General features: G+C 54.6%; 9 protein-coding genes and 2 other annotated features. Of the genes, 6 read left to right on the top strand and 3 right to left on the bottom strand.

The window, feature by feature from the left end:
• Positions 1 to 108: 108 nt before the first annotated feature.
• A complete protein-coding gene (locus KNP79_RS15330) occupies positions 109 to 1,476 on the bottom strand; it encodes an amino acid permease (protein WP_371743441.1) in 1,368 nt (455 codons plus the stop codon).
• A 189-nt stretch (positions 1,477 to 1,665) separates the two neighbouring features.
• Positions 1,666 to 1,895: a binding site (T-box leader), on the top strand.
• Positions 1,896 to 1,945: 50 nt separating this feature from the next.
• Positions 1,946 to 2,170: a binding site (T-box leader), on the top strand.
• Between the two features lie 56 nt (positions 2,171 to 2,226).
• Here KNP79_RS15330 and trpD point away from each other — a divergent pair.
• Genes trpD through trpA form a run of 5 tightly spaced genes read left to right on the top strand, consistent with a single transcriptional unit; the run spans position 2,227 to position 6,461 of the window.
• Positions 2,227 to 3,216: an anthranilate phosphoribosyltransferase gene (trpD, locus tag KNP79_RS15325; protein WP_138858678.1), complete on the top strand. Its 990-nt coding sequence runs from the start codon at positions 2,227 to 2,229 to the stop codon at positions 3,214 to 3,216.
• On the top strand, positions 3,213 to 3,974 hold the full coding sequence (gene trpC, locus KNP79_RS15320) for an indole-3-glycerol phosphate synthase TrpC (protein ID WP_138858679.1): 762 nt from the start codon (positions 3,213 to 3,215) through the stop codon (positions 3,972 to 3,974). The genes trpD and trpC overlap by 4 nt, the downstream gene beginning before the upstream one ends.
• The gene (locus KNP79_RS15315; protein WP_215192914.1) at positions 3,950 to 4,522 is read left to right on the top strand and encodes a phosphoribosylanthranilate isomerase; all 573 of its coding nucleotides are present in this window, start codon (positions 3,950 to 3,952) and stop codon (positions 4,520 to 4,522) included. The genes trpC and KNP79_RS15315 overlap by 25 nt, the downstream gene beginning before the upstream one ends.
• Positions 4,504 to 5,685 (top strand): tryptophan synthase subunit beta, encoded by a 1,182-nt coding sequence (trpB, locus tag KNP79_RS15310; protein WP_215192913.1) that lies wholly within the window; start codon positions 4,504 to 4,506, stop codon positions 5,683 to 5,685. The genes KNP79_RS15315 and trpB overlap by 19 nt, the downstream gene beginning before the upstream one ends.
• The gene (trpA, locus tag KNP79_RS15305) at positions 5,685 to 6,461 is read left to right on the top strand and encodes a tryptophan synthase subunit alpha (protein WP_215192912.1); all 777 of its coding nucleotides are present in this window, start codon (positions 5,685 to 5,687) and stop codon (positions 6,459 to 6,461) included. Before trpB ends, trpA begins: the two co-directional genes overlap by 1 nt.
• A 26-nt stretch (positions 6,462 to 6,487) precedes the next feature.
• Here the strand turns inward: trpA and KNP79_RS15300 are convergent, their stop codons facing one another.
• Both KNP79_RS15300 and KNP79_RS15295 read right to left on the bottom strand, forming a co-directional pair.
• A complete protein-coding gene (locus KNP79_RS15300; protein ID WP_021066003.1) occupies positions 6,488 to 6,931 on the bottom strand; it encodes an Hsp20/alpha crystallin family protein in 444 nt (147 codons plus the stop codon).
• A 113-nt stretch (positions 6,932 to 7,044) separates the two neighbouring features.
• Positions 7,045 to 8,541 (bottom strand): potassium/proton antiporter, encoded by a 1,497-nt coding sequence (locus tag KNP79_RS15295; protein ID WP_215192911.1) that lies wholly within the window; start codon positions 8,539 to 8,541, stop codon positions 7,045 to 7,047.
• Between the two features lie 157 nt (positions 8,542 to 8,698).
• Here KNP79_RS15295 and KNP79_RS15290 point away from each other — a divergent pair, with 157 nt between their 5' ends.
• The gene (locus KNP79_RS15290) at positions 8,699 to 9,634 is read left to right on the top strand and encodes an ATP-grasp domain-containing protein (protein WP_215192910.1); all 936 of its coding nucleotides are present in this window, start codon (positions 8,699 to 8,701) and stop codon (positions 9,632 to 9,634) included.
• Positions 9,635 to 9,735 lie beyond the last annotated feature (101 nt).

Below are 9,735 nucleotides of genomic sequence, written 5' to 3'. Positions count from 1 at the left end.
CGAATGCCGACTTTTCGACATAAAAAACACTCCCCAATCAGATAAACAGATTTGTTATTTCATCTGTCTACCTATTGGGGAGCATATCATTGCGGACAGGCGCTTGTTTCAGTTGGCTTGTTCGATGTCGTTTAATTGTTCGTTCGCTTTGCGGAAGTGCTCACGCACGAGATAGATGACGGTCAATCCGACCAACCACGGAATCCCGAACTTGAGCAGAATATTGAAGTCGGTGAACCATGTCGTGATCATGAGGCTGAGCAATAGTCCGGCACCGAGTAACGGCAAGAACGGGTAACCGATCATGCGGACCGGTAATTTGCGTCCTGTCCACTTTTTGCGGAAGAACAGGTGCGAGACGAATACCATGAACCATGTGAAGATGGCTCCGAACATCGAGATCCCCATGAGGAACGGATACGACGATTCCATGAACACTTGAAGCAGCGCCGCGAGAATGATTCCGCCTGTAGAGACGAGCAAGGCGGGCATTGGAATCCCGCTAGTGCTGACTTTTTTAAAGAGACGCGGAGCATCACCAGCTTCGGCGAGGGAATACATCATTCGCGTTGAAGCATAGAGCTGAGCGTTCATCGCTGACAACGCAGCGATCAAGATGACAAAGTTTAAAATGCCGGCTGCGCCAGGCACGTCGAACTGCTGCATGACGAGAACGAATGGGCTTTGATCAATCCCGGCTTGCTGCCAAGGGATGAGCATGAGCATGATGGCGATTGTGACGAGATAAAAGAACGTCAACCGGAATACCGTCGCACGTAGCGCTTTCGGGACGGCGCGGTCCGGGTCTTTCGCTTCGCCGGCCGTGACGGCGACGAGCTCGGTCCCGAGGAAACTGAAGAGGGAGATGAAAATCGTCACCCACATGCCGTAAAATCCGAAAGCGAAGAAGCCTTCATCGCCGGCTGTGATGGATTCAATCGGTGAAACGGGTTGACCGAACAGCGTGGCGGCACCGAGCACGATAAATAGAATGATGGCCGTTACTTTGATGAACGATAACCAGTATTCGGTCGTCCCGAACGTATGGACGTGCCGGGCGTTGACGTAGATGAGCAATCCGCCGAATACGGCGACCCAGACGAATCCGTTCACGTCGGGGAACCAGTACCGCATATAGATGGCGATTGCGCTCACTTCGACGCCGATGGCGAGGACGTTGGCGACCCAGTACGAGTAACGGACCAAAAAGCCGGCGAGCGGATGGACATAGCGTTCGGCGATTGTGCCGAACGAGCCCGAGGTCGGATGGGCGACGGTCATCTCAGCGAGACAGCCCATCAATAACAGGACGATGAAGGCTCCGATGGCGTAACTGACGAGCACACTCGGTCCTGCCGTTTGGATAGCGAGCCCGCTTCCGAGGAAGAGGCCCGTCCCGATGGCGCTACCGAGCGAAATCATCGTCAACTGCCGCGTGGACAGTTCACGTTTTAATTTGCTAGTTTCCAAAGTCAATTCTCCTTTAGTTGAGTGAAGTGTTGTTGGGGACGACTATAGCAGACAAAAAAATCAAGTGTCAACTCGCGAAATCGCAAAAGACGGTATCGATTCGGCCGCACCTATAGAAGCAAAGTTTTTTTACATGCTTTTGTTTGACAGGAGGTTTCTCGACCTGTATAGTACGAGTTAACTTAATTGAAACGAATAAAGGCGTCGACGAAGAGAAGTAACGACGGTCCCCGTATGACAGAGAGCTGATGGTTGGTGTGAATCAGTATGCGGGACGTCGCGAATGGACTTCCGAGCTCTAAACCGAAACTTTTAGTAGGCTTTAGCGGGTCACCCACCGTTACCATGGGAAAGCGGATGTTTGTCCGTGAAGTGGGTTCTACGGAACCAACGAAGGTGGCACCACGGGGTTACTCGTCCTTCTCATAGCGCAAGCTATGAGTCGGGCGGGTGACCCTTTTTCGTTTCAACACATCATAAATCAGTGATTGAGAAGAGTAGCGTGAACAAGTCTCGTTCAGAGAGCCGGGGGTGGTGGGATCCCGGCCGAGGCCATCACGTGAATGGGCTCATGAGAGCATGGCTGAATCAAGTAGGTCATGACGGTTTCCTCCGTTATCGGGATACGATGTGATAGCATCGGAAAGTGGGATCAATCGATCCAACGAGAGGTGGCACCGCGGTCCATACCGTCCTCCATACGACAGACGTCGTATGGAGTTTTTTTATACCCAAAATGCTTGAGGAGGAACGGACATGTTAACACGACTATTGACGAACCCATTGACGACGAATGAAATGAAACTGGCAGCGGCCGAGCTGTTCCAAGCCGATGAAGCGCAAATCGCCGAGGTGTTACTCGCCATGAAAGCGCGCGGTGAGACGGCTGAGGAGATGGCCGGACTCGCTGACTATATTCGTGAGGCGGCAACGTTCCCCGAGACGACGCTCCCTGTGCTCGACGTCTGTGGCACAGGCGGTGACGGGGCGAACACGTTCAACATCAGCTCGACGGTCGCGTTCGTCTTAGCGGGGCTCAACATCCCGGTCGCCAAACATGGGAATCGCAGCGTGTCGAGCCGGTCAGGCAGTGCCGACGTCCTCGAGTCATTGAATATCCCGATCGTCCAAAGTCATGAGGCGATGCTCGCCGACCTTGAGCGGACGAACTTGAGTTTCTTGTTCGCCCAACACATCCATCCGGTCATGAAACACGTCATGCCGGTCCGGAAACGACTCGCAACGGCGACCATCTTCAATCAAATCGGCCCGTTGACGAACCCGCTCAAGCCGAAGCGGCAATTGATCGGCGTGTACCATCCATCGCTCATCGAGAAGATGGCGACGGCGATGCGCCACCTCGGCGTCGAGCGCGGAATGGTCGTCCATGGGGCGGGCGGGCTGGATGAAGCGAGTCTCGCTGGAAGAAATGACGTCTTGTTCTTCAACGGCGACAAAGTGGCCCGTTACACCGTCGACCCGCGCGACGTCGGATTGATGCGAGCTCCGCTGTCGGCCTTGCAAGGCGGGACACCAGCTGAGAATGCGGCGACGCTCCTGGCCGTCTTGAACGGAGAGCAGGGATCGGCGCGAGACGTCGTCTTATTGAACGCCGCGCTCGCCCTCTGCACATATGGGACGGTCCAGACGCTTCGCGAAGGCGTCGCCGCGGCAACGGCAAGCATTGATGAAGGGCACGCCATCCGCGTGCTCAAACAATTACAACGAACGGAGGTTGGCGCATGAGCTACTTGACGAAAATCATCGGAACGAAAATTGAAGAGGTCAATCAAATGGAAGACATCGAGGTGACGCGGACGACAGCCATCTCATTACCGCTTTTAATGAAGGACGGCTTTCATGTCATCGCCGAAATTAAGCGGTCCTCCCCGTCAAAAGGAGTGATTCGCCAAGAAGTGGACGTCGTGAGCCGGGCCCGCACGTATGAACAGGCAGGGGCGACAATGATTTCCGTTTTGACGGATACGACCTACTTCAACGGTTCGTTCAACGACTTGCATGATGTCGCGGCCGCTGTTGAGATCCCAGTCCTCTGCAAAGACTTTATCATCGATGAACGACAGCTCGACCGGGCGAAGGAAGCTGGAGCGAGTGCGGCACTGCTGATTGTCGCGGCGCTCCATCCGAGCCGGCTTCATACCTTAAAACAGTATGCGCGGTCCATCGGCCTCGACGTGCTTGTCGAAGTTCATGATGAGGCCGAGCTCCAGACGGCGCTCGAACTGGGCGATGTATTGATTGGCATCAACAATCGAAACTTGAAGACGTTCGAGGTCTCGCTCGACACGTCGGTCGACTTGATGACGAAGTATCCAGATGTCGCGTTCGTCAGCGAGAGCGGCGTCAGCACAGGCGAGGCGGCCCGTCGGTTACAGACGGCCGGGGCCCGAGCGATTCTCGTCGGGGAGGCGCTCATGCGACAGGACGACCCGACAGCCTTGATTGAGGAGTTGACATCATGTTCGTTAAAATATGTGGACTGACGACCGAGGCCAGTGTCGCGACGGCGGTAGAGGCCGGAGCGGACGCCATCGGGTTCGTCTTTGCGGATAGCCCGCGCCAAATCGACATCGCGACGGCGCAACGGCTTCGAGGGTTCATCCCGGAAGATGTCCGAGTCGTCGGCGTATTTCTCGATCCAACAATTAAAGAGGTCGAAGCTGCCGTCGCTTGCGGGTTGACCGACATTCAATTGCACCGTCGGACACGGCCACTTGAAACGTTCCGTCAGTTCGGTCTCCCGATCATCGAAGCGGATCACGAGTCGGAGGCCGACATCATTTTACTCGACGCGCCAACGCCGGGTAGTGGGCAGGCGCTTGATTGGGAGACGCTCGAACGGCCGGAACAGACGTTTTGGCTCGCCGGTGGATTGAACGTCGACAATGTCGGTGCGGCGATTCGCGCCATGCGACCGGACGGCGTCGACGTCTCGAGCGGTGTGGAAACGAATGGACAGAAAGATCATGATAAAATTCGCGCGTTCATCGGACGCGCCAAGGAGGAAACACGATGTATACACAACCAGTGAACGGAAAGTTCGGCCCCTATGGAGGGAAATATATACCGGAGACGCTCATGCAAGCGGTCGAAGAGCTCGAAGTGGCGTACGAGGAAGCGAAACAAGACCCTGAGTTCCAGGAACGCTTCAACGATCTCCTCAGTGAGTATGTAGGACGGGAAACGCCACTCTATTATGCGGAGAACATGAGTCGCCGTCTTGGGACGAACGTCTATTTAAAACGAGAAGATTTGAACCATACCGGTGCTCATAAAATCAACAACACAATCGGTCAGGCACTCCTCGCCAAACGAATGGGCAAACGAAAAGTCGTCGCCGAGACAGGGGCCGGGCAGCATGGTGTCGCCACGGCGACGGTATGTGCGCTCCTCAATCTCGAATGTACGATTTTCATGGGTGAGGTCGACGTCGAACGTCAAGAATTGAACGTGTTTCGGATGGAGCTACTCGGTGCGACCGTCGTTCCGGTCAAGTCGGGGAGCCGAACGCTGAAAGATGCCGTCAACGAGGCGCTCCGTTACTGGGTCAAACACGTCGATGACACGCATTACGTGATGGGGTCGGTGCTCGGACCGCACCCGTTCCCGACGATGGTCCGCGATTTCCAAAGCGTCATCGGGACGGAGACGCGTCGCCAAGTACTCGAGAAGACAGGTCGTCTCCCTGACGCGGTCGTCGCTTGTGTCGGTGGCGGGAGCAACGCGATGGGCATGTTCTACCCGTTCTTGAATGATGAAACGGTCGCCTTATACGGTGTAGAGGCAGCAGGGAGTGGCGTCGATACGGACAAGCATGCGGCGACGCTCACGAAAGGTGAGGTCGGGGTGCTCCACGGGTCGCTCATGTACGTCTTGCAAGACGCGGCCGGACAAATCCAGGAAGCACACTCGATCTCGGCCGGGCTCGATTATCCGGGTGTCGGACCAGAGCACAGCTTCTTAAAAGACATTGAGCGGGTTCGCTACGCGGCGGTAACGGACGAAGACGCACTTGCGGCCTGCATGTCGCTCAGCCGCCAAGAAGGGATTATTCCGGCACTTGAGTCATCGCATGCGCTCGCTTATGCGGAAACGCTCGCCCAAACGATGGACGAGGACGACGTGCTCGTCATCTGTCTATCTGGTCGCGGGGATAAGGATGTTCATACGATTCGAGAAAGGGTGACACAATGATGAGATTAGATGAAGCGATTCGACAGCGGAGTGAAGGGACGGCGTTCGTCCCGTACATCATGGCCGGGGACGGCGGACTCGATCACTTGATTCCGACGATTGAACGGCTAGAAGCGATGGGAGCGACGGCCATCGAACTCGGAATTCCATTCTCGGATCCGGTGGCAGACGGTCCCATCATCGAGGCGGCTGGAATGCGCGCCCTCGAACAAGGTGTGACGTTGACGGACGTGTTGGACCATTTAATAGAAGGAACGGGTCGTTTTTCGGTGCCGATCGTCTTGATGACGTACTTGAATCCGGTGTTCCGGTTCGGGGTCGAGCGTTTCTTCGAGCGGGCGGCAGCGTCTGGGGTCAGCGGCGTCATCATTCCCGATTTGCCGTTTGAAGAGAGCCTCGATTTGTTCGCTGGCATCGATCGTCACGGAGTCGCGGTCGTACCGCTCGTCACGTTGACGAGCAGTCAGACCCGCATCGACACGATTCTGGATCAGGCGGAAGGATTCGTCTATGCGGTGACGCTCAAAGGGACGACTGGGAAGACGGACGTGTTCCCGGATGAGTTACTCGAGCACTTGCGTTCGTTGACGGAGCGGTCACCGGTACCGGTGCTCGCCGGATTCGGTGTCCATCGCGCCGATCAGGTTCGGACGCTCGGGGCAGCCTGTGACGGGGTTGTCGTCGGTAGTTTCATCGTCGAGGCGCTCCATGCGGGACGTGAACAGGACGTGGCCACGTTGATTGCATCGGCGCGGACGGTCAACGCAAAAAAATAAGGATCGTGCCTCGGCACGATCCTTATTTATTCTTCGATTTCAATGGTGCGGGTGCTCGAGCCGTCATCGGCTTTCGGTACGGTCAAGTGGAGCACGCCGTCTGACAGTTTCGCTTTGATGGCATCTTCTTTCACGTTCGGTAGATAGAGTGAACGTTGCATCGATGTGACGCGGCGTTCCCGATAGACGTAGTCTTTGTCTTCTTCCCTCTCTTCACGTTGGTCGACCGAGAGGATGAGATAGTCTTTGTCGTAGCGGATGTGGATGTTATCTTTTTTGATACCTGGCATCTCGGCCTCGATAACGTATTGGCCGTCCTGGTCCCGGACGTCGAGTTTGAACGAGTCGAGGAACGACGTCGCGCCGTCTTTCGGATCGAACAGTTGATTCATTCGATCAAAGACGTCGCCGAACAAATCTTTGCGCAATCGCTCGAGCTCATTCTTCCGAAATGGCGTCAAATCGAACATACAAATTCCCCCTTCAAAAAACGGACAGCGTAGAAGTGTTGTCACTTTTACTCTGTCCGTTTTTAGCTAAGGATAAACGTAATTGACGTGACAGTTTATTGAAGAAACGAGAGTCACAATTCGACGCGCTCTAACCCGTCTTCCCCGAACTTGCGATCGAGTTGGTCATGGCGATACGTCGAGGCGAGGACGTATAACAAGTCGCCTGGCTCGATTTTCGTCTGGCCCGTCGGCGGGATGAGATAGTCTTGACGGACGATTGCATTCACGACCGTGTTCGGTGGCAAGGTGATATCGGCGAGCGTTTTTCCAATCATTGATGATTCTTCGGTCGCCACGTAAGGGACGAGCTGATGTTGCGATTGCTTGCTCGAGACGAGTGCGATCGTATAGGGCGATCGAATTTTATCCGGTCCGAGCAAATCGAGTTTCGCCGCGAGCGGTGTTAATGTCGTTCCTTGAATCAAGGCACTCGTCACGACGACGAAGAAGACGGCGTTGAAAATCAATTGGGCGTTGTCGATGCCTGCGATGAGCGGGAACGTAGCGAGGACAATCGGCACGGCGCCTTTCAGTCCGGCCCACGAGATAAACAGTTTTTCTTTGTGGGTAAACTGCATCTTTATTGTCGATAAATAGACGGCAATCGGCCGGGCGATGAACATCAGGATGAATGAAATCAATAACCCTTTCCAGATGAGCTCCGGGTCAAGCAACTGTCTCGGGAAGACAAGCAGACCGAGGATGACGAACATGATGATTTGCATAATCCAAGCGAGTGCCTCTGAGAATTGGACGATGGTCACTTCGTGGGCTGTATGCGCATTCCCGACAATCATCGCGGCGAGATAGACGGCAAGTAGTCCGCTGCCGGCAAAATAGGCGGCGACACCGTATGTCATAAAGGCCATTGAGATCATGAGGACGGCGTGCAGACCGCTCGACTCGAGTCGCAAGTGGTTCAACATGAGTCGGGACAAATTTCCGAGGAAATAACCGACGAACGCACCAACGATGATTTGTAGGATGAACATCCAAACACCGTCCCAAATCGTCGTGTCGGGTTTTAACATGAAGTCAAGGGCGAGAATCGTCAAGAACATCGCCATCGGGTCATTCGTGCCGGACTCGGCTTCGAGTGTCGCGCCGACTTTCGGCGAGATATTCTTTCCTTTAAAGGCGGCGAAGACGGCAGCCGCATCGGTTGAACCGATGATCGCGCCGAACAGGAAAGATTCAATCCAGTCGAAACCAAATACGAAACGAACGGCCACGGCGATAAGTCCGGTCGTCAACAAGACGCCGATCGTGGCGAGCGAAGCGGACGGAGCAAGCACACTTCGAATCGACGACCATTTCGTCTGCAGTCCACCCTCGAACAAAATGACGACGAGTGCGGCAACACCGATCATTTGAGCGAGATTGGTGTCGTCGAAGAAAATCAGGCCGGTGATATCGCTACCCATCAGCATGCCGATGCCCATAAACAAAATCAAGGCAGGCAAGCCAAAACGCGTCGATACGCGTGTGGCCAAAACACCGGCGACGAGGAGCAACCCGAACAACAAAATTAAGACATCCGTACTTAAAATCGAACCATTCAAACACATCACTTCCTTTTAGAAATTAATCACATTTCGCTATATTATTAAGTTCATTATACCATGAAACCGTTATGAATTAAGAAATAACGCATCATAAATTATGCGCATTGGAATAATCGGATATGGATATGGTAAAGTAAGGACAATCAAAAGGGGGATTCACATGGCCAAAATTCACGTACTCCACGAAAACAACGAATGGACGGACCATCTCGTCCGACGACTCGAGGAATTATCACTTCCATATGAGCTGTGGCATCTCGATCAAGGCATCATCGACATCGCGGCCGAGCCGCCAGAGGGCGTCTTCTATAACCGGATGAGTGCCTCGTCGCACACACGGGGGCACCGGTACGCGCCGGAGTTGACGGAAGGTGTGCTCGCTTGGCTCGAGGCGAACGGACGGACCGTCTTCAACGGCACACGCGCGATTCGGCTCGAAGTGAGCAAGGTCAATCAGTATACGGCGCTCCGCCAAGAGGGAATTCGGGTGCCGAAGACGATTGCGGCCGTCGGGAAAGCCCAAATCATCGAGGCGGCCGAGAAGCTCGGGATGACGCCGTTCATCACGAAACACAACCGGGCCGGTAAAGGGCTCGGGGTTCAGTTGTTTCATTCCGTTGATGCGTTGAAGGCATACGTGAACGGACCGACGTTCGAGGAATCGATTGACGGGATTACGCTCATCCAACAATATATCGAGGCACCGAAACCGTTCATCACACGCTGTGAGTTCATCGGGGGCAAGTTCGTTTACGCGGTACGAGTCGATACGTCAGACGGCTTCGAACTCTGCCCGGCCGACGCCTGCTCGATTGAAGACCAGTTTTGCCCGGTCGGCGAGACGCCACCGGCGAAGTTCGAGATCGTCTCTGGTTTCGACGACCCGATTATCAAGCAGCTAGAGGCGTTTCTGAAGAACAATCACATTGCCGTTGCTGGAATTGAAATCATCGAAGACGAGGATGGAAACGTGTACGCGTATGACGTCAACACGAACACGAACTACAACTCGGACGCCGAAGCGAAAGCAGGGCAGTACGGTATGCTCGAACTTGCGACGTTCCTTGGGGACGCCTTGGCGGTCACGACGAAATAAAGACAGAAGAAAGAGGCTGGGACATAACTCAGTAGATTTATAAGAAAGAGGCCACCTGGCGCGACTCGTTCGCGCCAGGTGGCCTCTTCTCCTTTTTATGG

The sequence above is a fragment of the Exiguobacterium sp. s7 genome (assembly GCF_018618195.1).
In the GTDB taxonomy this organism is placed as follows: Bacteria; Bacillota; Bacilli; order Exiguobacteriales; family Exiguobacteriaceae; genus Exiguobacterium; species Exiguobacterium mexicanum_A.
Note: the sequence above shows the minus strand (reverse complement) of the source record. Positions and strands in the feature narration are given on the sequence as shown.

Bases quoted from the DNA above. Each gene is read 5' to 3' on its own strand.
- trpD (WP_138858678.1), top strand. From the start codon at position 2,227: ATGTTAACACGACTATTGACGAACCCATTGACGACGAATGAAATGAAA.
- trpB (WP_215192913.1), top strand. From the start codon at position 4,504: ATGTATACACAACCAGTGAACGGAAAGTTCGGCCCCTATGGAGGGAAA.
- KNP79_RS15300 (WP_021066003.1), bottom strand. From the start codon at position 6,931: ATGTTCGATTTGACGCCATTTCGGAAGAATGAGCTCGAGCGATTGCGC.
- trpA (WP_215192912.1), top strand. From the start codon at position 5,685: ATGAGATTAGATGAAGCGATTCGACAGCGGAGTGAAGGGACGGCGTTC.
- trpC (WP_138858679.1), top strand. From the start codon at position 3,213: ATGAGCTACTTGACGAAAATCATCGGAACGAAAATTGAAGAGGTCAAT.
- KNP79_RS15315 (WP_215192914.1), top strand. From the start codon at position 3,950: ATGTTCGTTAAAATATGTGGACTGACGACCGAGGCCAGTGTCGCGACG.
- KNP79_RS15295 (WP_215192911.1), bottom strand. From the start codon at position 8,541: ATGTGTTTGAATGGTTCGATTTTAAGTACGGATGTCTTAATTTTGTTG.
- KNP79_RS15290 (WP_215192910.1), top strand. From the start codon at position 8,699: ATGGCCAAAATTCACGTACTCCACGAAAACAACGAATGGACGGACCAT.